The sequence below is a fragment of the Paenibacillus xylanexedens genome (assembly GCF_001908275.1).
Lineage (GTDB): Bacteria > Bacillota > Bacilli > Paenibacillales > Paenibacillaceae > Paenibacillus > Paenibacillus xylanexedens_A.
Genome location: NZ_CP018620.1, coordinates 5057603 through 5083703, shown reverse-complemented (window position 1 = coordinate 5083703; position 26101 = coordinate 5057603). Strand labels below are relative to the sequence as shown.

General features: G+C 45.8%; 21 protein-coding genes. 14 read left to right on the top strand and 7 right to left on the bottom strand.

The annotated features are described in order from the left end of the window. Positions 1-145 precede the first annotated feature (145 nt). The 8 genes from BS614_RS22135 to BS614_RS22100 all read left to right on the top strand — a co-directional run bounded on the left by BS614_RS22135 (position 146) and on the right by BS614_RS22100 (position 10395). Positions 146-1018 carry a GDSL-type esterase/lipase family protein gene (locus BS614_RS22135; RefSeq protein WP_305955651.1) on the top strand — a complete coding sequence of 291 codons (873 nt, stop codon included), beginning with the start codon at positions 146-148 and terminating at the stop codon, positions 1016-1018. Beyond that, positions 1018-1983 carry an ABC transporter ATP-binding protein gene (locus BS614_RS22130; protein WP_074095591.1) on the top strand — a complete coding sequence of 322 codons (966 nt, stop codon included), beginning with the start codon at positions 1018-1020 and terminating at the stop codon, positions 1981-1983. Before BS614_RS22135 ends, BS614_RS22130 begins: the two co-directional genes overlap by 1 nt. Further along, positions 1976-2965, top strand: coding sequence for an ABC transporter permease (locus BS614_RS22125; RefSeq protein WP_036613298.1), 990 nt, complete (start codon positions 1976-1978; stop codon positions 2963-2965). The genes BS614_RS22130 and BS614_RS22125 overlap by 8 nt, the downstream gene beginning before the upstream one ends. A gap of 76 nt (positions 2966-3041) precedes the next feature. Beyond that, positions 3042-5021 carry a DNA topoisomerase IV subunit B gene (gene parE, locus BS614_RS22120; RefSeq protein WP_036613300.1) on the top strand — a complete coding sequence of 660 codons (1980 nt, stop codon included), beginning with the start codon at positions 3042-3044 and terminating at the stop codon, positions 5019-5021. 12 nt (positions 5022-5033) lie between these two features. After that, positions 5034-7496 (top strand): DNA gyrase subunit A, encoded by a 2463-nt coding sequence (gyrA, locus tag BS614_RS22115; RefSeq protein ID WP_047843513.1) that lies wholly within the window; start codon positions 5034-5036, stop codon positions 7494-7496. Positions 7497-7724: 228 nt separating this feature from the next. After that, positions 7725-8165 carry a MarR family winged helix-turn-helix transcriptional regulator gene (locus BS614_RS22110; RefSeq protein WP_036613306.1) on the top strand — a complete coding sequence of 147 codons (441 nt, stop codon included), beginning with the start codon at positions 7725-7727 and terminating at the stop codon, positions 8163-8165. Positions 8166-8440: 275 nt separating this feature from the next. After that, positions 8441-8887, top strand: a complete 447-nt coding sequence (locus BS614_RS22105) for a MarR family winged helix-turn-helix transcriptional regulator (protein ID WP_036613308.1) — start codon at positions 8441-8443, stop codon at positions 8885-8887. After that, positions 8884-10395 carry a DHA2 family efflux MFS transporter permease subunit gene (locus tag BS614_RS22100; RefSeq protein ID WP_047843512.1) on the top strand — a complete coding sequence of 504 codons (1512 nt, stop codon included), beginning with the start codon at positions 8884-8886 and terminating at the stop codon, positions 10393-10395. The genes BS614_RS22105 and BS614_RS22100 overlap by 4 nt, the downstream gene beginning before the upstream one ends. A gap of 105 nt (positions 10396-10500) precedes the next feature. Here BS614_RS22100 and BS614_RS22095 read toward each other — a convergent pair whose 3' ends face one another. From BS614_RS22095 to BS614_RS22085, 3 genes are all read right to left on the bottom strand, one after another. Beyond that, positions 10501-10845, bottom strand: coding sequence for an MGMT family protein (locus BS614_RS22095; protein ID WP_036613313.1), 345 nt, complete (start codon positions 10843-10845; stop codon positions 10501-10503). 117 nt (positions 10846-10962) lie between these two features. Continuing rightward, positions 10963-11694 (bottom strand): RluA family pseudouridine synthase, encoded by a 732-nt coding sequence (locus tag BS614_RS22090; protein WP_074095590.1) that lies wholly within the window; start codon positions 11692-11694, stop codon positions 10963-10965. Positions 11695-11696: 2 nt separating this feature from the next. After that, entirely contained in the window at positions 11697-12560 is an 864-nt protein-coding gene (locus tag BS614_RS22085; protein ID WP_017687801.1) for a class I SAM-dependent methyltransferase, read from the bottom strand. 293 nt (positions 12561-12853) lie between these two features. Between BS614_RS22085 and BS614_RS22080 the strand changes: the two genes are divergently transcribed. From BS614_RS22080 to BS614_RS22070, 3 genes are read left to right on the top strand one after another with little or no spacing between them, the layout of a single operon-like run. Beyond that, on the top strand, positions 12854-13306 hold the full coding sequence (locus BS614_RS22080; protein WP_017687802.1) for a flavodoxin: 453 nt from the start codon (positions 12854-12856) through the stop codon (positions 13304-13306). Between the two features lie 5 nt (positions 13307-13311). Then, a complete protein-coding gene (locus BS614_RS22075; RefSeq protein ID WP_074095589.1) occupies positions 13312-14118 on the top strand; it encodes a hypothetical protein in 807 nt (268 codons plus the stop codon). Between the two features lie 52 nt (positions 14119-14170). After that, entirely contained in the window at positions 14171-14737 is a 567-nt protein-coding gene (locus BS614_RS22070; RefSeq protein WP_074095588.1) for a nitroreductase family protein, read from the top strand. 19 nt (positions 14738-14756) lie between these two features. Here the strand turns inward: BS614_RS22070 and BS614_RS22065 are convergent, their stop codons facing one another. Both BS614_RS22065 and BS614_RS22060 read right to left on the bottom strand, forming a co-directional pair. Beyond that, the gene (locus BS614_RS22065; protein ID WP_074095587.1) at positions 14757-16214 is read right to left on the bottom strand and encodes a 4-hydroxyphenylacetate 3-hydroxylase family protein; all 1458 of its coding nucleotides are present in this window, start codon (positions 16212-16214) and stop codon (positions 14757-14759) included. 202 nt (positions 16215-16416) lie between these two features. After that, positions 16417-16569, bottom strand: a complete 153-nt coding sequence (locus BS614_RS22060; RefSeq protein ID WP_074095586.1) for a DUF1540 domain-containing protein — start codon at positions 16567-16569, stop codon at positions 16417-16419. A gap of 562 nt (positions 16570-17131) precedes the next feature. Here BS614_RS22060 and BS614_RS22055 point away from each other — a divergent pair. Then, positions 17132-17944, top strand: a complete 813-nt coding sequence (locus BS614_RS22055) for an AAA family ATPase (protein ID WP_074095585.1) — start codon at positions 17132-17134, stop codon at positions 17942-17944. A 103-nt stretch (positions 17945-18047) separates the two neighbouring features. Here BS614_RS22055 and BS614_RS22050 read toward each other — a convergent pair whose 3' ends face one another. Both BS614_RS22050 and BS614_RS22045 read right to left on the bottom strand, forming a co-directional pair. Further along, on the bottom strand, positions 18048-19514 hold the full coding sequence (locus BS614_RS22050) for a HAMP domain-containing sensor histidine kinase (RefSeq protein ID WP_074095584.1): 1467 nt from the start codon (positions 19512-19514) through the stop codon (positions 18048-18050). Further along, on the bottom strand, positions 19499-20185 hold the full coding sequence (locus BS614_RS22045; protein ID WP_036613325.1) for a response regulator transcription factor: 687 nt from the start codon (positions 20183-20185) through the stop codon (positions 19499-19501). The genes BS614_RS22050 and BS614_RS22045 overlap by 16 nt, the downstream gene beginning before the upstream one ends. Positions 20186-20377: 192 nt before the next feature. Between BS614_RS22045 and BS614_RS22040 the strand changes: the two genes are divergently transcribed. Together BS614_RS22040 and BS614_RS22035 are read left to right on the top strand one after the other, a co-directional pair. Next, positions 20378-21094, top strand: a complete 717-nt coding sequence (locus tag BS614_RS22040; RefSeq protein ID WP_074095583.1) for a YceI family protein — start codon at positions 20378-20380, stop codon at positions 21092-21094. A 257-nt stretch (positions 21095-21351) separates the two neighbouring features. Next, on the top strand, positions 21352-25728 hold the full coding sequence (locus BS614_RS22035; protein WP_074095582.1) for a glycosyl hydrolase 53 family protein: 4377 nt from the start codon (positions 21352-21354) through the stop codon (positions 25726-25728). The last annotated feature ends 373 nt before the right edge of the window (positions 25729-26101 follow it).

Here is a 26101-nt window from a genome sequence, read left to right as displayed (position 1 = left end):
ACGACAGAACATTTATGTTATTTAGGAATAGCATCATCAGGGCGTGTCTGAAAACTCCGAAGTAAGCGGATTTTCAGACACGCCTTAATGTAAAGTCATTATAAATTATAAAGCACCCGGACTGGTGTACATGAGTGGAGATGTGATGATGAAAAAGAAAAAAAGCCTGGATTCAGCACCATGGATCTGGAGAACTGTCAGTACAGTATCCATCTTGGCAACTTTGTTGTTGTTATTTGGATTTGGTTACGCCATAAAAGACGTGATTTTCCCCGAGGGAGATTCCGCATTAACTACAGGCCAGGAGGCAACTGCTCCATCTAAGGATATCGAGGGGGAACCGGCTGTCGTGGAAGATGGCAAGATTCGGATGGCCGTCATCGGTGATTCTCTGGCAAGAGGCACGGGCGATGATGAAGGACTCGGTTTTGTGAGACGTGCAGGGAATCTGCTTAAAGATAAAGGATATGACGTTCAGGTTCTTAATAATCTGGGTGTAAACGGTTTGAGAACAGATGCTTTATTGGAAAAACTCGATGAGCAAGGCGTACGTTACGTCTTACAACAATCCAATTTTATCTTGCTCTCGATCGGCGCAAATGATTTGTTCCAGGGAGGACAAGTTCTACAGGGGGAAGATCCGCCAACAGCAGAGCAGCTGGCAGCGGCTTTGCCGGAAACGTCGAAGCGCCTTCAAGAGATATTGAAGAAAGTAAAAGAAATTAATCCCGATGCGCAGATTGCGTACATAGGGTTGTACAATCCATTTGGCGATGTGAAGGAACTGGAGAAGCCAGGTAATGCAGTGGTAGCTGCATGGAACGATGCTGCACTGGCTATTTTGAACAATGAGGACAAGATGACACTGGTCCCTACATTCGATTTGTTTGAAAATCATCTGGGGGAGTATCTCTCGTCAGATCATTTCCATCCCAACGGACAAGGTTATGAGCAAATTGCAGTTCGGATTGCACAGGAATTCCAGGCAGATACACCGGCAGAAGGGAGCGGAAATTAATGACAGAGCAACTGTATGATTCCGTCCTATCCGTACAGAATCTGAAAAAGCGGATCGGACGCAAATGGATCATTAAGGACGTTACATTTGACGTAAAACCTGGTGAAATCTTCGGATTTCTCGGTCCCAACGGTGCCGGCAAAACAACTACGATACGGATGCTGGTCGATCTGATCAAACCAACAGAAGGAAAAATTAAAGTTTGTGGTTATGATGTGAATCGGGACCCTGAGCGTGCTTTGAAGTATGTAGGCTCCATTGTTGAAAATCCGGAGGTATATACATATCTGACAGGGTGGGAGAACCTGGAGCATTTCGCTCGCATGCAACCAGGTGTGGACAATGAACGAATTCAGGAAGTTGTAGATATTGTGCGTCTGGATCAGCGGATTCACGATAAAGTCAGAACGTACTCATTGGGTATGCGTCAACGGCTCGGTATTGCACAAGCGCTGCTTGGGCGACCGCGTCTGCTTATTCTGGATGAACCGACAAATGGTCTTGATCCAAAAGGGATTAAGGAACTTCGTGTCTTTATTAAGCAACTTGCCAGCGAAGGTATGGCTGTATTTGTCAGCAGTCACTTGTTAAGTGAGATCCAGCTTCTCTGTGACAGAGTAGCCATTATCAGTGCTGGGCGTGTGCTTGCCGTTGGAGGTGTAAGCGAACTGATTGAAGATCATTCGAAGTTGGCTATATGGCATGTTTCACCACTGGAGCAAGGCAAAAAAATGTTGCAGGATGCAGGCATTGCTCTGGTAGGTCGACCTGCGGATGTGATGGATGATACCATTGTTGCGGGCCTTGGTCCCAACGCTGTGGTTGCCGAGATGCACGAAGATCGAATTCCTGATATGGTGCAACAGATGGTTCAAGCTGGTATACAGGTTGAAGGGGTACAGCGGATTCAGCCTACGCTTGAACAACTATTCTTAAAAATGACAGAAGGTGAATCCATTGAGTAATATCATGCCGCTGATCCGCAATGAAACGATTAAGATGGTGAAGAAAAAACGGCTTTATATTATATTTATTGTACTTGCGGTCCTCGTACCGATGTTTACGTATGCCCAGATGAAATCTGCGGAGAATAATCGCGACAAGTTTGGCGGCGATTGGCGTCTTGAACTGCAACAGGCCATCACAGACAATCAAAATTCGCTCGGTAGCGATCGGGTACCTGAAGAGTACAAAAAATATAGAACAGTATATATCCAGCAGATGCAGTATTATCTTGAGAATGACATCAATCCCAAAGAACCGGGCGGTGTCACCTTTACGCGGGAGTTCATGAACAACGCGGTTGGATTGTTTATTCCACTGTTAATCATGGCTATTGCTTCAGATCTTGTTTCTGGTGAACGTACGACAGGTACGATTAAAATGCTTTTAACGCGTCCGGTTAGACGCTGGAAAGTGCTTTTGAGTAAATTAATTACGCTGATTATGTTTGTTTCGATCATAGTGGTATCAGCCTACATTATATGTTATGTCATATCGGGTGCGGTCTTTGGTTATAAAGGCTTCAACATGCCAATCTTCACAGGATTCAAAGTTGTGGGAACAGATGTCGATATGTCGGCAGTGCATGCTGTAGACCAGTGGCTGTACATGCTCATGCAGGCAGGACTGATCTGGTTTGTGAGTGTAATTGTGGCTATGCTTGCATTTATGGTATCTGTGCTTGTGCGCAGTACTGCTGCAAGTATTGTTATAATGATGGCCGCTTTGATTGCAGGAACAATCTTGACGAGTATGGCAGCGTCCTGGCAGACCGCGAAGTATTTGTTCATGGTTAACCTCGAACTTCCGAATTATTTGTCTGGCGGGTTACCTCCAATCGAGGGTATGAATTTAGGTTTTTCCCTTATTGTGCTTAGTGTTTGGGGCATTGCTTCACTCATTGTGTCATTCCTTGTCTTTACGAAACGGGATATCTTGAATTAAAATGGACAAGGATAAGAAAACATCTGTTTGCATTTTAGGCATTTTTTTAGTTGCAAGTTAAGAAGGGGGAGCATGAATGGTCGAGCAAATCGATATGTCGGCAGGTTCGACAGGCGGAGGACAGGGGTCTTCAGGCTACGACGCGGACGACATTCAAGTACTTGAAGGGTTGGTAGCGGTACGGAAACGGCCGGGGATGTACATCGGCAGCACCAGCACTTCGGGTCTACATCATTTGGTATGGGAAATTGTCGACAACGCTGTCGACGAACATCTCGCCAAATTCTGCTCCAAAATCGATATCACGCTGCATAAGGACGGTTCTATTACGGTTCAGGATAACGGAAGGGGAATTCCGACAGGTATACATAAAACAGGGATTCCTACTCCCCAGGTCGTGTTTACGATTTTGCACGCAGGCGGAAAGTTCGGTGGATCAGGATACAAAAAATCAGGCGGTTTGCACGGTGTAGGTGCGTCAGTTACTAACGCATTGTCCGAGTGGCTTGAAGTCGAGATTTTCCGTGATGGCAAGATTCATCGTCAGCGATTCGAGTATTGGAAGGACAAAAAAGGGATTGAACATGTCGGTGAACCGGTCTCCGGTCTCGAAGTGTTGGGCAATACCAATCGGACAGGTACAAAAGTTACATTTAAACCGGATATTCGGGTGTTCCAGAGCGGTATTCAATTTAATTATGATACATTGGCAGAACGTCTTCAGGAGATTGCTTTTCTGAATTCGGGTCTGAGAATTGTGCTCAAGGATGAACGTTCGGGCAATCAGGATGAATACATGTATGAAGGTGGAGCAAGCCAGTTTGTTGCTTTTCTTAACGAAAATAAAGATGTGCTGCATGATGTTATTCACTTCTATGCGGAGAAGGATGACATTGAAGTCGAAGTGGCAATCCAGTATAACGCAGGTTATACCGAAACGCTGGCTTCGTTCGTGAACTCGATCTCTACTCGGGGTGGCGGTACACATGAGACCGGATTCAGGGCTGCGTACACTCGTGTAATGAATGACTACGCGCGGCGTACCAGCATGATTAAGGAAAAAGATAAAAACCTCGAAGGCAATGATTTGCGTGAAGGTATGATGGCCGTCATCAGTGTCAAGATGTCAGAGGTTGAGTTCGTAGGTCAGACCAAGGATCAGCTCGGCAGCGCTTCCGCTCGAAGTGCAGTGGATTCGGTCGTGTCCGAGAATATTCAACGTTTCCTGGAAGAAAACCCGCAGGTAGCGCAAACGTTAATTCGCAAAGCGGTTCAAGCCTCCAGAGCCAGAGAAGCAGCCCGCAAAGCACGTGATGATATGCGCACAGGCAAGAAACGTAGTGAAAGTTCCAACCTGAACGGCAAACTAACGCCGGCGCAATCAAAGGATTTTACCCGAAATGAGTTGTTTATTGTTGAAGGGGATTCCGCAGGTGGTTCCGCCAAACAGGGACGTGACTCGAAGATTCAGGCTATTCTGCCGCTCAAGGGAAAACCGCTCAATCCGGAAAAATCAAAGCTGGCCGACATTCTCAAAAATGAAGAATACCGCGCCATTACAGCGGCGATCGGGGCGGGCATAGGAACCGAATTTGCAGTTGAAGACAGCAATTATTCCAAAATTATCATTATGACCGATGCGGATACGGACGGTGCACATATTCAGGTGCTGCTGTTGACCTTCTTTTATCGTTATATGAAGCCTTTAATTGATGCAGGCAAAGTATATATTGCTCAGCCGCCATTGTACAAACTTACTCGTAAGTCTGGTAAGCTTGCGAGTGTTCGATATGCATGGACGGATGAAGAACTGGCGAATTATATGAAGGAATTCGGTAATAATGTTGAGCTTCAACGTTATAAAGGTCTAGGTGAGATGAATCCGGATCAACTGTGGGAGACAACAATGAATCCGGAAACTCGTGCGATGCTGAAGGTACAGATTGTTGATGCAGCAAAAGCAGAACGTCGTGTATCTACGCTCATGGGTGATAAGGTTGATCCGCGAAAACGCTGGATCGTAGAGAACGTCGACTTTACAGAGTACGAAGAATAGAAGGTGCTTGGAATGAGTCCATCAGAACAATTTATGCCGGCCTTTCTCGAAGAGGTCGTTGGAGACCGTTTCGGTCGCTACTCCAAATATATTATTCAGGATCGAGCCATTCCGGATGTCCGGGATGGGTTGAAGCCAGTACAACGGCGTATTCTATACGCCATGTACGATTCAGGCAATACGCCTGACAAGACTTACCGCAAGTCTGCCAAAACCGTTGGGGACGTAATGGGTAATTATCATCCACATGGTGACTCATCCATCTATGAGGGCATGGTACGGATGGCTCAGCCATGGAAAATGGGCCATATGCTCGTGGATGGTCATGGTAACTGGGGATCACAGGATGATGACCCGGCAGCGGCGATGCGGTATACGGAGGCCCGTTTGTCGCCCATCGCGATGGAGATGCTTCGCGATATCGAGAAACGGACGGTTCTGTTTAAGGATAATTTTGATAATACGGCCAAAGAACCGGTTGTATTGCCATCCCGTTATCCGAACTTGCTGGTTAATGGTGTCAGCGGTATTTCCTCCGGATTTGCAACGGAGATTCCTCCACACAATTTACGTGAAGTCATTGATGCTTCGATCGCTGTGATGGAGAAACCGTCGATTGAGCTGGACGAAATCATGATGTTTATGAAGGGTCCTGACTTTCCAACAGGCGGATTGATTATGGGCGGTGACGGCATTCTGGATGCCTATCGCACAGGTAAGGGACGGATCTATATCCGGTCCAAAACCGAGATTGAAAACATGCGCGGTGGCAAACAGCAGATCGTCATTACCGAAATTCCTTATCAGGTCGTGAAGTCTCGTCTGGTTACAGCGATGGAGAACATCCGACTTGAGAAGAAGGTTGAAGGTATTGCCGAAGTGCGTGATGAGAGCGGACGTGAAGGTCTGCGAATCGTGGTTGAGTTGAAAAAAGAAGCGGACGCACAAGGTATTTTGGCTTATTTGCTGAAGAAAACCGACCTGCAGGTCACCTATAATTTCAATATGGTTGCGATTGTGAATAAAGCACCTCACCAATTAGGATTGAAATCGATCCTCGAGGCTTACATTGCCCATCAGCGGGAGGTTGTAACATTCCGTACCCGGTTTGAGCTGGAGAAGGCGCAAGACCGTGCGCATGTGCTCGAGGGCTTGGTAAAAGCACTTAACATCCTTGATGAGGTCATTGCGGCTATCAAAGCGTCGAAGAACCGTCAAGATGCCCAAAACAACCTGATGTGGATGTTTGGATTCACGGAACGCCAAGCGGATTCCATCCTTACATTGCAATTGTACCGTTTGACGAATCTGGAGATCAATTCTCTGGAGAAGGAACTCGGTGAACTGATGAAAAAGATTGCACAATTACAATCCATTCTGGATAGTGACCGCAAGCTCATCGGAGTCATCCGCAAGGAATTGATGGAGATTCGTGAGAAATACGGCATAGACCGTCGTTCTGCGATCCAGGGTGAAGTGGAAGAACTTAAGGTTAATCTCGAAGTACTTGTGAATGCGGAAGATGTATTTGTTACGTTATCCAAAGAGGGATATGTGAAACGTACAGGCATGCAGTCCTTTACACGTTCTGGTGGTGAACGGAGCGGAAGTGGAGTAAAAGATGGCGATTATATCGCTCAGGTTCTGGAAGTAAATACGCTTGAGAACTTGCTTGTCTTTACGAGGAAAGGTCAGTACTTCCTGTTACCTGTTCACCAGGTACCTGAATTCAAGTGGAAAGATCCAGGCACAGCCATTGTGAATGTCATTCCCCTTGCGAAAGATGATCGTATTGCAAGTGTGCTTGCTGTGAAATCCTTTGAAGAGCCAAACCACAGTCTGGTCTTCGTTACGCGAAGAGGACAGGTGAAACGAACGGAGCTGAAGGATTACGTTACCAAGCGTTCCGGTGCAGTTGCGGCTTGTAAAGTGGGCAAGGACGATGAAGTGTTATCTGTACATCTAAGTACAGGTGGTCAAGATATTATGTTGATTACAAAAGAAGCCATGGCGATTCGTTTCCGAGAGGATGAGGTTAATCCAATGGGACGTGTATCCGGTGGTGTTCGTGGTATTCAGTTAAGAGATACAGATGAAGTTGTATCGGCTCTATGGGTAGAAGGAGATGAAGGTGAAGTTGCCGTGTTGTCCGATCTGGGATATGGTAAACGATCATTACTTCTGGATTACGCTATACAGAGCCGTGGAGGCAAGGGGCTTGCCACATTCGAGTTCAAAGAAGGCAAACGTGTGAAACCGAATGGTAGCCGTATTGTTGGAGCGTTTTATTGCAAAGAGCAACGTAAGATCACTGTCATGACTAAAGAAGGCCAAGTGTTCCCGATCTCTTCGGAAGGTGTTCCGATCACAGAGCGCAAACATATTGGCAAACTGATCGTTCATGTGGACAAACAGGACGAGATCGTTGAACTTCTAAGGGACTTCAATGAAAATCAACCAGCATCATCTTCATAAAAACAAACAAACGAGACTTTTCGCAGAACAGCTAATCCTGTCATGCGAGGAGTCTTTTTTTGTTGTTCGAAGGCGGATTAGAAGAGGGCATTCATGCGAAGTTTAACAACCTTCGTCGATTACGGTCGATCGCTAGGAAATTGAAAAAAGGCAGCAGGAATGCGGCTTTGGAGCGCGAAAACTTAAGCAGGTGAAGTGATAACCGGTTGCAGAGAGGAGCGATGGAAGATGTATAATTCCGATTTTGCCAAGTGCTGGTCCAGGTTGACCAAAGATTATAAATTGCATATGGATCAAGAGCTGGCACCCTCATTAACGGAGGCTCAGCTGGCTGTTCTGGAGGTACTTGAAGACCATCAGAAGATGAAACCTTCGGATCTGATTCCTTATCTGTCGACTACGCCAGCTGCTGTAACCATGCTGCTCGATCGAATGGAGAAGAATGATCTGATTCGCAGGAATCGGGATAATCAGGATCGACGCATTGTGTGGGTATCTCTGTCAGAGAAAGGAAGAATGGAGACAGAGCGGGGAATCACCATCCGGAATGAATTCATGAACTCTGTTCTCAGTAACATTTCGATGCACAATCAGCAATTGCTGGTATATCTGTTAGGCAAAATGACAACACCCAAGACCAAAGAGCCTGCCTTATCTACTTCGGTATGATACCATGCTGATTCTTCTGAATAACCATAGGAGTGCCTGCTCGTTTCATGCAGGAGCCCTATGGTTATTTTATTTACAAATTACATATGCTACACACTGTGTCCAGGTTAGTTGGGTAAAGGCATGGATGTAACACAGTTAGTATGTCCTAATATTATTTTTGTGAATTCATATGTAAAGAGTTGACTATGTAAATATTTTTGTTATAATAAATAATTGTTCCCCTGATATTTCGTGTACGAAATATTATATTCCAAAAGTAAAAGGGTGAAACAATGACTGATACGTATGAAGTATTCTATATTATTAATTCGTTCCGCCAAGTGAATCAAATGCTTTTTCGAGCATTTTGGAATGAAAACAAGGAGATCGAGCTGACTTCGATTCAGTTTATGGTGTTATCCATTCTGAGGGAGCGTCCTTCCATTGGCATCAACGAAGTGGCTGAGCTATGCCATATGGGCAGCAGTTCCATGAGTGCTGTTGTGGAGCGGCTCGTCAAAGGCGAGTATATCGTTCGGACACGTTCGGATGCTGACCGCCGATCCGTTAAGCTTCAGATTACGGATAAAGGGGAACAGGCCCAACAGGAAACGCACCATTTGTGGATGGAAAGAGTGTCACCCATTCTGGATATATCGAAGGAAGACCTTGAGCACCTACTTAGAATTCATAGTCAAATGATTGAAAAGTTAGAAGGAAGAGAGATGAACAACATATGAGTACGACTACTGCTGCAGCTCCATCCTCAGCGATGGACAACATCAAGAAAGGCCCTATTGTAGCGGCATTGTTAATTGGTGCCTTTGTGGCATTCCTGAACCAAACCCTGATGAACGTAGCGCTTCCTAAAATCATGGAAGACCTCGCGATCAATGCAAACAAAGCCCAATGGTTAACTACGGGTTATATGCTCGTCAACGGTGTACTGATTCCGGTTACGGCATATCTGATTGCCAAATTTTCAACACGTCAAATTTTCATTACAGCCATGACTCTATTTACCATAGGAACGTTAGTCTGTGGTCTTAGTCCAACCTTCACCATTCTGATGGTAGGTCGTGTTATTCAAGCGGCAGGTGCAGGTATCCTGATGCCTCTCATGACCGTTGTATTCCTGACCATCTTCCCAATCGAGAAGCGTGGTCAGGCCATGGGAACCATGGGGATCGCGATGATTCTGGCCCCTGCGATTGGGCCTACACTTTCAGGTTATGTGGTTGAGCATTATTCCTGGAGATTGTTGTTCTACATCATCTTGCCATTCTCTATAATTGCAACGGCAATTGGTATTGCTTTTGTCAAAAACGTAACACGTCAATCCAGACCTAAACTGGATTATCCAGGCGTTATTTTATCTACACTAGGTTTTGGTAGTTTGCTCTACGGATTCAGTGATGCGGGTACCGATGGATGGGGCAGTGCAATTGTCATTGGATGTCTCGTCGTAGGTGCGATATCCCTGATTCTGTTCGTTATTCGTCAACTGACAACAGATCATCCGCTCCTTGAGTTCCGTATTTTCAAGTACAACATGTATACATTAACAACGATTATCAATATGCTCGTGACAATGGCGATGTTTGCAGGTATGATCCTGCTCCCTATTTTCCTGCAAAACATTCGTGGATTCTCACCAATCGAATCAGGACTTCTGATGATGCCCGGTGCGATATTGATGGGGATTATGTCTCCAATTACAGGTCGCATATTTGATAAAGTGGGCGCACGCTGGCTTTCGGTTGCAGGTCTTGCCATTACGGCAATTACAACTTTTGGACTGAGTCGTCTGGCAATCGATACTACCTACGGCTACATGATGTTTATCTACACGGCTCGTATGTTCGGTATGTCGATGCTGATGATGCCAATCCAGACAGCAGGTCTGAATCAACTGCCTCAACGTCTGAACGCACATGGTACAGCGATGTCCAATACATTGCGTACAGTTGCCGGTGCGATCGGTACAGCCATTCTGGTTACTATCATGAGTAGTAAGCTCAAAACACATCTGGCGGATGCAGTGGCTGCTGGCCAAGTTGACCCTAATAATAAGACAGCGATGTTAGCAGCTACAGCAGATGCAACGATTTACGGCGTTAACTATGCATTCATCGTGGCTACCGGAATGACCGTGGTTGCTTTGATCATGGCGTTCTTTATTCGGAAAACAAAACCAGCTGTTGAGCCTGTTACTGTAGAACAGGAAAAAGCGACGGCTACAGCATAACGAATATCAGATAAAACCAAAAAGAGAACTCTAGCAGTCGAAGGGGTAACCCTAACTGCCTGAGTTCTCTTTTTTTGGTGTGCGCGATAGAGGAGAGTACTTTTATTATTCGGGCTGGATCGTTGGATCGATAAGAAATACAGGATCGGGCTCATGACCGAACTGTTTGAGATTAATGGTTCCGTTCAGTTGAAACTCCACACCTTCGCTAATCAGTTCTGTTTCCTGCATCATGCGCGAGTGTTCGTCCGGTATGGAGATTTCTCCTTTTGCATTGACGACACGGTGCCAGGGCAGACGTTCCTTGCGGCTCATCGAGTGCAGAATACGTACGACTTGTCTCGCGGCTCTTGGACTCCCGGCATGGGCTGCAATCTGACCGTAAGTCATCACTTTACCTTCGGGAATCGCCGCGATGATCGCAACGACTTGTTTGGTAAACGGGGTCATCATAATGTCTCCTCTCTGTATCTTAGGTATATAGCTGAAAATATAAGAAAACGTGTCGTTCAGATACAGAATCTGAACGACACGTTGTATGGACAGATGTAACCTGATCCTGTGCACTTATAGAGGTTGTCCAAAAGCTTTTTGGTACACGGCAGCTGGCCATTCTGCCCAGGGGAATTCTCTTGCAGGCAAAGATTGCAGAATAACTTCTTCCTTAGTAACTGGATGAGGAAAAGCAGCAATCGCAGACCATAGAGCAATCTGCTGGCCGGGTTTATTCACGCTTGCGCCGTACTTCTGATCCCCATACAGAGGGCAGCCGATTTCTTTCATTTGCACCCGAATCTGATGAGATCTGCCGGTGTGCAGTTCGATATGGACGAGGCTGTAACGGTCTGTCTCGCCGATAACACGGTAATCCAGAACGGCATCCTTACCGCCAGCCGTACCTTTAGGTACAACAGTAACGGTATTTGTTCGTGCATCTTTCAGGAGCGTGTGTTTTAACGTTCCCTGCTGTGCAGGCAACTTGCCATGTACAACAGCCGCATATATTTTACGGAAATGACGTCCCCGCACAGTCTCGGACAATCTCGAAGCTGCTTTGGAAGTCTTGGCAAAAATCATTGCCCCTCCAACAGGACGATCAAGTCGGTGTACTAACCCGAGATAAACATTGCCAGGTTTGTTGTATCGTTCTTTCAGATCCTGCTTCAGCAATGTAAGCAAATCCGGATCACCTGATGAATCTTCCTGGGTAGGTACATTGACCGGCTTCGTAATACCTAACAGATGGTTGTCTTCGAACAGAATCGGAATTGCATCGTGATCATGCCGATGTTCTGACATGATTAAGACTCCCAACGGCCCAGAATACCACAAGGCAGATCCAGACCACTGCGTGTGATTGGCAGACCAATCTCACCTGCTGTAATGTCACCACCGTACTGAGCAGACATCGTCATGGTCAACATGTTGCGCAGAACCGTAGAGGAAATGCCCGTAGTGTAGGAGTTAACCAGCATGAATAATGGATTATCCGACAAGATCGTCATACATGACTTCAGGAAAGGATATAGGTTCTCTTCCAGTTTCCATGTCTCTCCATTAGGGCCTCGGCCATATGAAGGAGGGTCCATAATAATGGCGTCGTAACGATTTCCGCGACGTTGTTCCCGTTGTACGAATTTAAATACATCATCTGTAATAAAACGAACAGGGCGATCAGCCAGTCCGGATAATTGAACATTTTCCTTGGCCCATTGAACCATGCCTTTAGCTGCATCCACATGCACAACAGAAGCGCCTGCGTAAGCTGCGGCTACCGTTGCTCCGCCTGTATAGGCAAACAGGTTCAAGACAGAAATAGGGCGTCCTGCATTGGAGATTTTATCCATCATCCAGCTCCAGTTGGCGGCTTGTTCAGGGAACAGACCAGTGTGCTTAAAGCTGGTAGGTTTAATGTGGAATTTCAGGTTTTCGTATCCGATCGTCCAACGCTCGGGAATGGGCTTTTTCATATCCCAGTTACCGCCACCGGAAGAGCTGCGATGATAGTGACCATGCACCTGACGCCATTCATTGGTTTCTTGCTCAAGGGGCCAGATAATCTGTGGATCGGGTCTGCGTAAAATCACATCTCCCCAACGCTCCAGTTTCTCGCCGCCTCCTGTATCGATTACTTCATAGTCCTTCCAATTCTTAGCTACGTACATAATGATTTATCCATCCTTCAAAAGTCATTTGGATACTATTGTACAACAAAAAAGGGCTTGTACGCCAGTTGGGGGACGGGATCATTGGAGGAAGCTATTACATCTGACGTTAAAGGATGAAGTATTTTAGCTGTGTTGATATCCGAGGTGCGCCATATACTGAAAATCAAAGATAACCAAAAATTTAATTTGACAATGATAATCATTATCACATATGATTTTGTTAATCCAAAATTCATTCTTTCTTCATAGAGAGAATATAACATGATCAAATTAAAGTGAGGGAAAAATAGATGGCTAAATTGTTAGTGGCTTATGCGAGCATGACAGGAAATACAGAAGAAATTGCAGAACTGATTGTGGAAGGAATTACACAGGGAGGCCACGAGGCAGACCTGAAATCCGTAACGGATTGTAATGCATCTGATGTATTGGACTATGACGGATTCATGATCGGTGTGTACACCTGGGGAGATGGGGAGTTGCCGGATGAATTCCTTGATTTCTATGAGGAGCTGGATGAGCTTGACCTGAGTGGTAAGAGGGCTGCGGTGTTTGGTAGTGGTGACACCTCGTATGAGCAGTTCTGCGGTGCAGTTGATCTCGCGGCTGCCAAGCTGCAAGAGCGTGGGGCGGAGGTATCTCCAGAGATGTTGAAAATTGAATATAGTCCGCTTGAGCAGGAGAAAGAAACATGCCGTGACTTTGGCAAACGCTTCGCTGCTGCCGGATTACAGGTGTCCTAAAGATCATGTTAAGACATAATGTTCAGGCAGCGATGCCAGTCGGAAGGAATGACCTTCCTGAACGTCTGCTTGAAGATTACAGATTGGAAGAAATGCTGCGCAGCCCACACCGATTCATCCGCCCTGAACCAGTGTCTGAGCAGCGTCTTCCACTGCAATGGAGGCACCGTGTACAATATGCGGTGAGCCATGCGGTCAATGCCTTTTACAGTCTCGACCCCGATGTTCGCAAAGAGGTACCCGTACAGTATTTACTTGAGAAGTGGTGGCCCAGAAAGACGGATGGTTTCGAATCTGTTCTCCATTACTGGGATGTGAAGAACAAGATTACGGATGAATTGTCACTCGCCATTGCAATGAACGATGATCTGAAGCATCCAGCCATTCTTTTTGAACAGTGGAGAACGGAGTTACCTTCATTATCCATGCATTTATCGATGATATTCCAGGCGGCCTGGCAACCAGAAGGCTGGGATTCGCTGCTTATTCAGAAATATATGGTTGTCCATGATCCAAACGTAGTTGAGGCGTTTCAGCATATGGTCAGTGCATTCTGCTGGGAAGCCTTCGGAAAATTACCGGGTATGATCGAGATATACTGCTTGTTGGAAGGACGCAAAATCAGGTACATCCCTGGACGCCAGTCTCTGATACGTTCCATGGACTACATTCGCTTGATACGTGACAGCATGCCGCAAGCAGAGGTGGTGGAGTCAGAACAGTTTACGACGCGTGATAAAGCGCGCATACACGAAGAGGTAGATCGCTGGAGAACGGAAGCCATTGAACCGAAAAAAACATGGTTGATGTGAAGACAGTTGAAGGATAACGATATATCATGCAGATAGAGGAGGGGAAGTTGCCATGTCTACCGGTCTAAGTCAAGATATAAGCAGCAGCAAGAGACGTGCAGGAACTTGCGAATTCAGTCCGTTGCCAGTACCCCAGTCGGTTATACGAAAGTTGCTTGATGAAGCAGATCCTTCATTATATGTAATGAGTTCAGAACCTTGGAGGTTTATGTTGTTTGCAGGCGAAGGACGACAGCTTTATCTGGAAGCGGTCAGACAGAGCTATCCACCCCATCTGGCTGATCGCTACGGCGATTGGGCTACATATCAATACACGGAAGCAATCCCTACCCATCTGGTTGTCGTGGCGCCTAGAAATGCCCGTGAGGATGATCTTCTGCCGGCCAAAGCCTGGAGCAAACGTTTTAGTATTCTGGCTGCGGAACAGGGTTTGAATGCGGTCTGGAAGATCAATGATTATCAACAACATCCTGTGTTTATGAATTTGATGGGTCTGACAAGTGAAGAGAAGGTGCTGGGGGTATTCCATATCGGTTACGGAGACCAGCCTGCATTGCGGGATATGGATGCAAGCAGACCAGCCTCTGAACTGATGACGGTCTATGACCATCTGGTATAAAAATGATTCATTGGTTCTCTTATTTGTTGGTGTTGAATAGAAAATCACGAACGAGCTGACGATTCGTCTGATCTTTGTTGTAGACGGAGAACAACCGATTGGATACCGTAAGGACATTGCCAAAAAAGAATCGTTCGAATTGGGTCTGTCTGCCCCCGAATGATCCAGCCCCAAGCTCCCAGATCAGTCGGAACAGAGCGTTGCGTTCGTGAGAAGCCATATCGTTCCCTTTCAGATATATATTCAGTGAAGGAGCGACATCGGATTGAAACTCTTCTTCCTGAGGGATCATAATCACCCCGCTCGAACCCAAGAGTTGCAAAATTTCAATCATCTCAGGATAAAGTTTCGGAAAAAGGAGATTGGCTGCCATCAATGGTTTGGGTGCAGGTAATACAAATCCTCTTCCGTCTGGTATTGCACCTGCCTCCGCGGCCAAAGCCAATGCTTTTAACGATTCAAGACCTGCGAACACACGTGCAGATTTCTCTATAACATGTGCTTCCGTATTCAGATCCAGCGTATCCGTGAGAAGCTGGATTGTACCGAGAACAAATTCCGTCTTGGCTATATAACGACACAATACCTGATGACCTGCATGAATATGAAAGTTGCTACCACTGAAGAGACGCGAGGACATTTCCTCACTTCCTGCAAAAAATATCCGTTCATGCGGAACGAGCACCCGGTCAAAGATGACGATATTGTCCATTTCTTCATATCTGGAACTCAGAGGATAGTTGGTGTGAGATTCGGCTGCGTAAGTATCCCTGCATACCAGAGTGATTCCCGGAAGATCATTAGGGACAGCAAAAGAGAATGCAAATGGATTTTCGTCATCAAATGGGGCGGGAGAAGGTGACGGATAGACAAAAATCTCATCCGAAGTGGCAGCTTGTGTAGCCATCATGAATGCACCGCTAATAATGAGGCCTTCCTCGGTGCGATCTACGACCTTTGCGGCGATAGCATCCTCAGTAGCATCCAATTGCCCTGAGATTTTGCTGGCATATGGCTGAATGAAGGCATGGGATAACGTGATATCATGATCACGGCAGTATGCATAATAATTTTTGAGATTTTCTGCATATTGGGGAGATAATTCGTTCAGGAGATCGGCACCTGTGTAAAAGGACATTATGGCTGTATTCATGTAATCGGGTGAGCGACCAAGAAAGCCATGATGGACATTTGCCCAGATATTCATCCCTTCCCGTCGTTTACGGAGGTCATCGGCACTCGTTGGAGGCAGGAAGGATATGCCCACAGGTTTGCCGTCTGCCGGGGAGGCATACGTCATCTTTTCCGCAAATTGAGGATCAGATTGTAGATCATACATGTACATCTGAGTCTCCATTAAACCAGCAAATGCTACATGTTCAGAGCGTTTTCCAGTAATAAGATTACCTTTGTACCAGCAAGGGACGGACTGTGCATCAATTCGTTCGCGATACTGTGTGCCACTTTTAACAGGCATTGTTATTCACCTCTTGGTTCTAATCGTTCATGGGCATACTGACTTCTTACGTAGTGTACGTAGGTCATCTGTCCAATGTGCATTGAAGAGGTGAGAAGGATTTTTACAGAATAGGGCTTGATAATAATTATCATTCTTGTTACAATAGACAAAGAAAAAAGGAACCGGTAAGGGCTCCTTTAAGTGGATCAATTGAAATTACTTATTTTACTTCAAAAGTCTTGCAGTCTGTTTCAGCAGACTGACTTGCTTCTTTGGAACTGTGACTCACAATGTAGATCGAAGAAGCGTTACATTTGTTCTCTTGAGCCCAGTGACGACAGGAATTAACTTCACACAATACGTCTTTTGCCATGATTGTTAACCTCACTTTAATTGGATTACAGTCGTTGGTATAAAGAATCCGGATATAACAAGTTGCCGCTTGCGAATCTGGAAAATTTTTGCTCTCGTGAAATTCGGAGGGCTTTTTTGCGTTATACACAACGATGCATACTTAGAATAGCAAATTTAATTGAAGCTTGCAACCAAATGCCCCCATCTGTGGCAAAATAGTGGACGTGCTGTGGTTATCTTTGCAAAAAGACAGTATTATGTTATTATTTAATAGTAATAATTACGATTAAAAGTCTAATTGATTCTATATAAATTGAACTAAACATTTACACGAAAACGGAGAGGACAGAAAGAACCTGAAGGAGCGGAGCTAAAAGCTTTTGGAAAAAAAGCTGCATCGGAAGCATATACTTCGCCTTTATCCCCGGATTTCCCCTCTAGGGAAATAATCAAAAAATCTGGGGATAACAGCGATCGGAAGGTTGATCTGTCAACGAAGTGGTCAGTGTAAATATTCATTAGTTCAACTTATATAACTTGAATCATGGACTGAAACCATAAATGAAGGAGCATGTGAATACATGAGCAAAATGAACCATATGAACCGGATTCCCCGAGCAAAAGGGATCGATATGGCCGCTTTTTACACGCCAAAAGAGTGCAGGCGCAAAGCCCAGCATATTGTATTTTCCGCTGAAAATGAGCGTATCATTAACGAATTCATAACCATTCTGGGCATGAAAGAGAAGTTCAGAGAGCATGATGTATCAATCCCCAACAAAATGGTCATGTTCGGGCCTCCCGGTACAGGGAAAACATTAACGGCATCACATCTAGCGGAGCGCCTTGATCTGCCATTGGTTCTTGTGAGATTAGATGCGATCATTCATAGCCATCTTGGGGAGACGGGGAGTAACGTACGTAAGTTATTCGAATATGCACGAATGAATCCCTGTGTGTTATTTCTGGACGAATTTGATGCCATAGGCCGGACACGTGAGAGCAATGATGAAGTAAAAGAGATGGCGCGTGTCGTCAATACGTTGTTGCAGTGTCTGGACGAATTCGATGGGGACAGCATTCTGGTGGCTGCAACCAATCTGGAGACCCAACTGGATCATGCCATCTGGCGGCGGTTTGATACCAAGATGACCTACGGTATGCCTGATGATTCAAGTCGTAGATTGTATATCAGCAAGTTGGTGGGGGCATTTGAACAGGAGACCCGGCTGGAAGATTACATATGTGAACGCTTGGCAGGGTGCAGTTATGCGGATATAGAGCAGATTGTTTTGAAAGCAAAGCGGAAAGCGATCATTACCAGTAGTGTACTTCATAAGCAACTGATCTCGGATGCTTACGATGAATACAGACCACGTGTATTAGAGTGTTGATTGCTTCGTTTTAAATAGTTTGGATAAAGCAACAAGGAACAACATTGAAATAGCCCAGTCTCCTGAATGGAGTTCTGGGCTATTTCAATGTTAGCGTGATGCGTTATACTTTAACGGTTGCTCCGTATGCTTTTTCTGTATTGATGGCTTCTTGTGTTGCAGTCCAGCGTGGCAGGCTTAATCTGAACATGCTGCCTTCCGGGCTGCTGGAGACAAGTGTCAGTTCACCGCCCTGTTCCTGAGCGAGTAGGCGGCTATATGTTAATCCTAGACCCAGACCACGGTTACGACGTTTTTTGAGTTCTCCACGATAGAACCGTTCGAAGATTTTGGGTTGTTCTTCGGCTGCGATGCCTGTGCCGTGATCCTTAACATCAACGTACAGCATCTGTTCTTCTGCGTGTAGATAAATATCGAAGACAGCCTTTTGTTCAGGAGCTGTGGCATGAAGTGCGTTATTGAGCAGATTAACAATGATCTGCTGAATGCGCAGAGCATCCCCCATGGTAAAGAAGTTGACTGGAGGGGAGTGCAGCTGAACCTCTGGCATTTTGTCCTCATAGGCAATCTTCCACTGATAGATGATCTCACCGACCAACAGTTTCAGATCCGTCCGTTCCTTGCGAACGGCAACACTTCCTGCAGCCATGGCGTTATAGTCAAGCAAATCTGCGACCATTCGCTCCATGCGTTCAGATTCCTTCAAAGCGATATCCAAAAATTCTTTACCTTCCTGTGGACTCACGACATCGTCACGTACTGCCATAACGAGCCCCTTGATGGAAGTTACCGGTGTCTTGAGTTCATGACTTACTCCTGCCAGCGAAAGTGTACGCCATTCTTCGAGTTGTCGGAGACGAGTCGCCATATCTCGGAATGAATTTACAAGTTCATTGATCTCACGTTCTCGTGTATTCAAGTCAAGGCTCACATCATAATTTCCACCTCGAATCTGCTCAGCGGCATAGGCGACCTGACGAATAGGTCTGGATAACTTATTGGACAGGAGATAGATTGTAAGCCATCCACAGAGGATTAGTCCTCCGAGGATTAGAGCCACGAGCCATATCGTCTCTGGACCAAATGTAATGGATTGTTTGGACTGCATGACCCATACTTTACCCAAGGTTTGATCGCCTTCGGATATGTTGACCGTTACACCTGCATATTTGTTGTTTCGCGGTTCAAGATAGTCGTCTGACAGTCGATAATGCACATCTTTTTGCTCCATTTTAGGCTGGGAAAAGATCAATTGATTGTTATTGTCCAAGATCATGACACAAAAATAATGATCTGTATTAAATAGTTTCTCTCGCTTGGTTACCAGTCTGTCAAGATCGGGTGGAACACGAAGTATATTATTTTCACTGGTCACATGATCGGCAATCTCCAGACCAAGCAGTTCTGCGGTTTTGAGGCTTTTCTCAATGGAAGTTGTTCGAATCCAGTAGAGTGCCCCTGCCGCAATAATCGTGAAACCAATGCACAAAATGAGAAAATATCGCAGTGTCCAGTGTGACAGAATGGATATCGTCCGTTTGTTTTTTTTCTGTTTCAGTTGGCGATCCAAAATTGATACCCCATTCCTCGCAACGTCCGAATTTCTCCCGTCTCTGGCGACCAGTGGGAGAGGGCTTGACGAAGTCGTTTAATCGACAGATCCACAGCACGGTCACTGCCATCATAGTCCATCCCCCATACCTGTTCAATAAGATGATCTCTGGTAAATGTACGATTCGGATAATCGGACAGGAAGAACAGTAACGACAGGTCACGAGGTGTGAGTGCAACCTCTGCACCGTTCAGCAGCACCTGCTTGGCAGCAAGATCAATGACGAGATTTCCAAAGGAACGCTTCTCTTCGCCACCAGAGGTCCAATGTGGATTACGGCGCAACACCGCATTAACTCTGGCGACCACTTCTTCCGGTACAAAAGGTTTGCTCATATAATCGTCAGCACCGGCATTTAGTCCGTTGAGACGGTCTGAAATGTCATCCAGTGCAGTAAGCATGATCACGGGACAAGCACTTTTTTCACGAATAATCCGCAGCAGATCCCATCCGTCCATTCCTGGCAGCATCACATCAAGTAATACCAGGGAAGGCGTTACGGTATCAAAAAGGGTAAGTGCAGTCGGTCCATCTGCTGCATGATGAACTTCAAATTCTGCTTTTCTCAGATAAGCAGCCAGTACTCGTGCAATAGCTTGCTCATCCTCGACGATAAGTATGGATTTCAAAAAAAGCGTTCTCCTTTCGCTGAGTAAACTTGTACTGATTTTACATGAGCTAGAGCGTAAAGCCAATCCTGTATTACGGATTTGAAAAAAATATGGGACTTGTCTTATCTTGACTTCTTCCTGACACATTCAATTGATATGATTCACTCCAACAAGCAACCTAAACAATAATATACTGGAGGAAACATACAGATGAACAAGAAAGCAAAAGCATGGCTTATTACAGGTGTGGCGGCGGTTGCCGTAATTGGTGGCGGTGGTTACTATCTCGCAAATAGCTACTTGGGGAACAACGTGGAGATTGAACAGGTGCTTCCTGCCAGCACAGCAACTTCCACAACAACTGTAGATAGCACAGGAACGGCTGTAGCCAATGAAACTGCAGGAGCAGAGCAACTGAACGGAGACTGGAACATCAGCGAAGGTTCCAAAGTATACTTCTCCGTAACCACTTCACAGGAGACGGTTAATTTTGTGGACGAGCAGGTAACAGGGAATTGGACAATTAATGTAGACGATGCTTCTCAGATGAAGGCAGAAGGACAGATCGAGATGGACGGCATTGATTCCGGGAATGGACAGCGTGATGGTCACGTGAAGCAAGCGGATTTCTTCGACATTGCTACGTATCCACAGGCAACTTTTACAGCGACTTCATTTGAAGGGGTACCTGCGGAATGGCCTGTCGGTCAAACGGTTGATATCAAAATGAATGGTACGATTACGGTTAAAGGTATTGAAAAAGAAGTAACTTTTGACGCAAAAGCTGCTTATGAGAATAACGAAGTATTGTTGTCGGCGACATCGATGGTAACGTTTGAAGATTTCGGAATGGAAAATCCACACTCCGTTGTGCTCTCAACTGAAAATGATATCCAGGTACAGCTTGAATTGAAACTTTCTAAATAAGTGTAACAATGATCATATACCTGAAAATCTGTTCTGTTCTGCCTTACGGTAGACGGACAGATTTTTTTGTTTCTCTTGCAAAATAGTGTGATTAATATAGCTCAAATGTAACTGTCACAGGATCATATTGTTAAAATAACTGCTGTTTCCTTTGGATTATGCCGTGTCGCCTATCACTATTAAGCGCTTACAATGAGGAGGATTCATAACATTCATTGATCCATGCACAATCAAACACAAAAAGGGGGAGATCAAGAGTGAACAAAAGGTACATAAGCGGGTGTCTGGTGTTACTGATGCTATTCTGTGATCTGGGACTGATGGTTCGTCCAGCGGCTGCAGAAGATGCAAAAGTCAACGTGGCACTTAACAAGCAGGTTACGGTAAGCACAGAATATTTGGAGTGGGGGAGTAAGAAGGAGCACTTGGTTGATGGTAAAAGTGACACGCATTGGGCTGCTAAGGCTGGAGTGACAACGGAACAACCACAGTGGGTCATGATTGATCTGGGTGAGGCCTACAATCTGTCCGGAGCGGAAATAACGTGGAGAGAAAACACGGTTGTGAAATATATGGTAGAAACATCTGCTGACCAGCAGGCATGGACCAAAGTTGTTGATCAAAGTGAAAATGCCGATCCTAAACAGATCGCTGATCTGACGTTTGAGCAGAATGATGTACGATACATCAGACTGAACATCTCCTTTTACAAGGGTGAGGGAGTTTGGCCGGAAATATTGGAGTTCAAAGTGTGGGGAGAAGCAGAAGGAACTGAACCAGCCAATATTAAAGGATATGATGAGATCGAAGTGAGAACGGTGACCAGAAGTGCGCCAATTCTGCCCAACGAGGTAAAGGCACAGTTCCAGAATGGAAAATCGGGTATGGTACCTGTGACATGGGATAATATCGACCCTTTGGAATACGCCTCTGCGGGCAATTTTACGGTTACAGGGGTTGTATATGGTGCGCCTCCAGAGCCTCAGCTTAAAGCTAAGGTGATCGTTGAGGGGTATCGTGCAGACTATGTTAGAGGTGTCGATATTTCCACGTTGACTGCCATTGAGGACAAAGGTGGCAAATACGTGGACAGCAACGGTACAGAGCGTGATTTGCTCGATATTCTCAAGGATCGCGGTGTCAATTACGTGCGTCTTCGTCTGTGGAATGATCCACAGAAATCAGGGGGATACAACGACAAGGACGATGTCATTCGTTTGGCCAAGCGAGTGAAGAAAAAAGGTATGAAGATCTTGCTGGATTTCCATTACTCCGATGAGTGGGCGCACCCAGGCCAGCAGCTTCGTCCCAAAGCTTGGGAAGGTCTTTCCCCTGAAGAGCTGAAGCAGGCCGTATACAACTATACGTATGAAGTTGTGGGAGACATGAAAGCAGAGGGCGCCATGCCTGATATGGTGCAGATCGGTAACGAGATCAACAGTGGTGTTCTGAACGGCTTGAGCAGCGACGTGGATTTTAAGCAAAATGTTGCGTTGCTGAAAAGCGGAATTGATGCTGTACGTGCAGTAGAAGGAGAAATCACCGATAACGCGGATAAGGTGAAGATTATGATCCATCTGGCTGAAGGTGGCAAGGTGGATACGTTCAAATGGTACTTTAAAGAGTTAAGGGATGGCGGACTGGAATATGACATTATCGGACTATCGTATTACCCGTTCTGGCATGGGACGTTTGCTGATGTACAGAAAACGATGAATAAAGTGTCAGTCGAGTTTGGCAAAGATGTCATTATCGCTGAAACGTCCTATCCGTTTTCCTACAAAAACGGGGACGCTCATGGAAATATCATCGGATCGGACGAAGCGCTTCATGTAGGGGGAGCAGACTTCCCCGCAACCGTTCAAGGTCAATATGATGCCATCGCTGGCATTATGGACATGATTGCGAACGTGCCAGGAAATCATGGCGCAGGTTTCTTCTACTGGGAGCCAGCGTGGATTCCGGCGGGAGTAGGCTGGATTGCATCCGAAGGTAATGCATGGGAGAACCAAGCGATGTTTGACTACGATGAATTTCCGGCCAACGGCGGGCATTCGTATGAAGGCAGAGCGTTATGGTCCCTTGATGTGTACAAACGTGGATTGGGTCTTCTGCCCGCAGACCGCCAGCAACTTGATGCGGCACTTACACGAGCCGAATCATTGGTACAGACTGATTTTACTCCGGGAAGCTGGGTGACTCTGGCTCCGGCAATCTCGACAGCGAATGATGTATACGAACAGGCATACACGCCGGGCGGGGTGACTCAAGCAGATACAGATGCAGCGACAGCAGCATTGGAACGTGTGATGCAGCAGATGCAGGTTATCGCCCCGCAGCTTGACGAGCTCAGAGCTAAAATAGCGGAAGCGCGTACGTATCTGCAGACTGACTGGTCTGCGGCCACTTGGGCGGTATTGACCAAAGCGCTGGAAGGCGCTGATCAGGTCTTGAATGATCCAAGAGCAACACAGACGGATGCGAATACAGCGGTTAAACGTTTGCATGATGCCATTCAAGGTCTATCCAATGTGGACAAAACACAACTGCACCAGTACATTCAACAAATGCAGCAGCAGACTAAATCTTCCTATACACGCCGGAGCTGGTCTGTATTGGAACAGTCTTTGCAGGCAGCGATCCAGGTCCGAGATAACAATGCTGTTGTCCAGTCTGAGGTGAATTCAGCACTGAGTACGTTGAAACAAGCCTTTACTAATCTGGTCTCTCTGGAGGCTTTAACAACGGGGAAAACGGCAACGGCTTCAAGTAGTGCAGGGACTGGAGGCAACCAAGCCAACTCTCCTGAAGGTGCAATTGACAACAATCCGAACACTTCATGGGGAACAGACCAGAGTAAGGATAGCTGGTGGCAAGTGGATTTGGGTCAGGTTGCTAACCTCCGCAAAATCGAAATGTCGATGTGGAGTGGCGGTATCAAATATACGATCGAAGTGTCCAACGATAACAAAAATTTTGTGAAAGTAGTGGACACCACAAGTGATGTTGTTGTATCGACCGCACCTAGCCATGTACTTCCAGAAGGCACGGAGGGACGTTATATTCGAGTAACAATTAAAACAGGTCCCACATGGGTAGGATTCATGGAATTTGAAGCTTACGGTACGTTCCCGGCGGACAAATCTGCACTGCAAACTACTGTAGATACCGCTGAGAAATTAAAACAAACCGAATACACGACATCAAGCTGGAATGTATTCAGTAAGGCACTTTCTGAAGCGAAGGCATTCATTCTGGATGTTGAATCTTCAACGCAAGATGTAAGCAATGCGGATCGTGCGTTACAAGATGCTGTGAGTAAGCTTGTACGTCAAGATGTAACACCTGGCCCTGGCCAGCCATCACAACCAAGTGAACCATCACAACCGTCCAACCCGGGAACAGCCCCTTCAACGGGGAATCCGGCTGTAACAACACCGGCTGAACCTGGTACTGTACCAGAGAAGGGTTCGATCACGGTAAAAGGAACAGCAACCGGGGATGAAAAGTATTCTATTCGTCCAGATGTATCTCAATTAACTCACGCACTGCAATCCATGGATGCAGGAAATCGTACGTTGAAACTGGTTGCAGATGTACCCGACACAGCCAAGACAGTCACATTCCAGTTGGCTGCAAGTCAACTGGCAGCATGGATTCGTTCGGAGGAAGTGAAATCCCTGGATGTAGTCGTAGGACAGACTACCGTTCGTGTTCCTCTAAAATCACTCCCGCTAACTATTGCGGAGAGTGCGGGAACGTTCGACATCGTAGTGGCAAAAGGATCGACAGATACACTGTCCATATCGCAAAAAGCAGCGATCGGTGATCATGCAATTGTTGATGTGAATTTGTTAATGAACAATAAGCCATTGCAATGGACAAACAGAGCGGTTGAAGTTGCTCTATCCAATGTGGAGCAACCTAAAAAGAATGATGTAGTTATGGTTGTACATTCCATATCCACAAGTGGAGAAATGAAACCTGTTACGTATTCCAAGTACGATGACAAGACCAAAACGATGACGTTCAAACCGCTGGAATCCAGCAGTTATGTCATTGCAGAAATTGAAGTGCTGTTACTTGATCTGCAAAATCACAATTGGGCTCTCCAAGAAGTGCAGAACCTATATGGTAAAGGGATTATTACGGGGATGAGCGCAACTCGTTTTGCCCCACAAGGTGAACTGACCAGAGCACAATTTTTGCAAATGATTATTAAAGGTATTGGTGATACACGCCAGCCGGATCCTTCTATTTCGGTCCCAACAGATGTGAAGGAAGGGCAGTGGTATGCCGATTCAGTACGACTTGGAATTGAAATGAACATTATTCAAGGCCGAGCAGATGGAAGCTTTGGAGCGAATGAACGTATTTCACGAGAAGATATGGCCGTTATGCTGAACAGAGCACTGAAGGTTGTGCAGCGTGAGGATGCGACCAATTCTGCACAAGGAAATATGGTGTTTGTAGACAATGCTGAGATCGCCGGATATGCAAAAGAAGCTGTAGCCTCGATGCAACAACTTGGACTGCTAAATGGCATGCCTGATGGCACGTTTGCTCCGAAAGAAACAGCGAACCGTGCACAGGGAGCTGTTGCAGTCGCTAGGCTGATGGAACAACTGTATTAGAGGTAGTTCAAAAAGCCCGCTTTTGATTATGAAGGGTGATGCTTGATGGCATTATCAACACTCATGAATAGAAAATAACGAAGCAGGTAAAGAGATCGGATCATAGGATTCGGTCTCTTTATTTTTTGTGAAAAGAGATTATATAAGTTTAACTATTGATTTACACGATAACGGAGAGGACAGAAAAAACTGAAAAAGCGAAGCGTTCGCCTTTATCACCGGATTTTCCCTTTAGAAAAGGGAATCGAAAAAATATGGGGATAACAGCGATTAGAAGGTTATTCTGTCATCGGAGTGTCAGTGTAAATAATCTTTAGTTCAACTTATATAGAACGGACCCGCTTTCTTTAAATAGGCATATAAACATTTTGTT

What these genes read in the sequence shown, in the direction of transcription:
- BS614_RS22085 (WP_017687801.1), bottom strand. Translation starts at nt 12,560, where the DNA reads ATGTACGTAGCTAAGAATTGGAAGGACTATGAAGTAATCGATACAGGA.
- BS614_RS22095 (WP_036613313.1), bottom strand. Translation starts at nt 10,845, where the DNA reads ATGACCCCGTTTACCAAACAAGTCGTTGCGATCATCGCGGCGATTCCC.
- BS614_RS22080 (WP_017687802.1), top strand. Translation starts at nt 12,854, where the DNA reads ATGGCTAAATTGTTAGTGGCTTATGCGAGCATGACAGGAAATACAGAA.
- BS614_RS22060 (WP_074095586.1), bottom strand. Translation starts at nt 16,569, where the DNA reads ATGGCAAAAGACGTATTGTGTGAAGTTAATTCCTGTCGTCACTGGGCT.
- gyrA (WP_047843513.1), top strand. Translation starts at nt 5,034, where the DNA reads ATGAGTCCATCAGAACAATTTATGCCGGCCTTTCTCGAAGAGGTCGTT.
- BS614_RS22100 (WP_047843512.1), top strand. Translation starts at nt 8,884, where the DNA reads ATGAGTACGACTACTGCTGCAGCTCCATCCTCAGCGATGGACAACATC.
- BS614_RS22110 (WP_036613306.1), top strand. Translation starts at nt 7,725, where the DNA reads ATGTATAATTCCGATTTTGCCAAGTGCTGGTCCAGGTTGACCAAAGAT.
- BS614_RS22130 (WP_074095591.1), top strand. Translation starts at nt 1,018, where the DNA reads ATGACAGAGCAACTGTATGATTCCGTCCTATCCGTACAGAATCTGAAA.
- BS614_RS22065 (WP_074095587.1), bottom strand. Translation starts at nt 16,214, where the DNA reads ATGCCTGTTAAAAGTGGCACACAGTATCGCGAACGAATTGATGCACAG.
- BS614_RS22135 (WP_305955651.1), top strand. Translation starts at nt 146, where the DNA reads ATGATGAAAAAGAAAAAAAGCCTGGATTCAGCACCATGGATCTGGAGA.
- BS614_RS22075 (WP_074095589.1), top strand. Translation starts at nt 13,312, where the DNA reads ATGTTAAGACATAATGTTCAGGCAGCGATGCCAGTCGGAAGGAATGAC.
- BS614_RS22070 (WP_074095588.1), top strand. Translation starts at nt 14,171, where the DNA reads ATGTCTACCGGTCTAAGTCAAGATATAAGCAGCAGCAAGAGACGTGCA.
- BS614_RS22040 (WP_074095583.1), top strand. Translation starts at nt 20,378, where the DNA reads ATGAACAAGAAAGCAAAAGCATGGCTTATTACAGGTGTGGCGGCGGTT.
- BS614_RS22055 (WP_074095585.1), top strand. Translation starts at nt 17,132, where the DNA reads ATGAGCAAAATGAACCATATGAACCGGATTCCCCGAGCAAAAGGGATC.
- BS614_RS22105 (WP_036613308.1), top strand. Translation starts at nt 8,441, where the DNA reads ATGACTGATACGTATGAAGTATTCTATATTATTAATTCGTTCCGCCAA.
- parE (WP_036613300.1), top strand. Translation starts at nt 3,042, where the DNA reads ATGGTCGAGCAAATCGATATGTCGGCAGGTTCGACAGGCGGAGGACAG.
- BS614_RS22090 (WP_074095590.1), bottom strand. Translation starts at nt 11,694, where the DNA reads ATGTCAGAACATCGGCATGATCACGATGCAATTCCGATTCTGTTCGAA.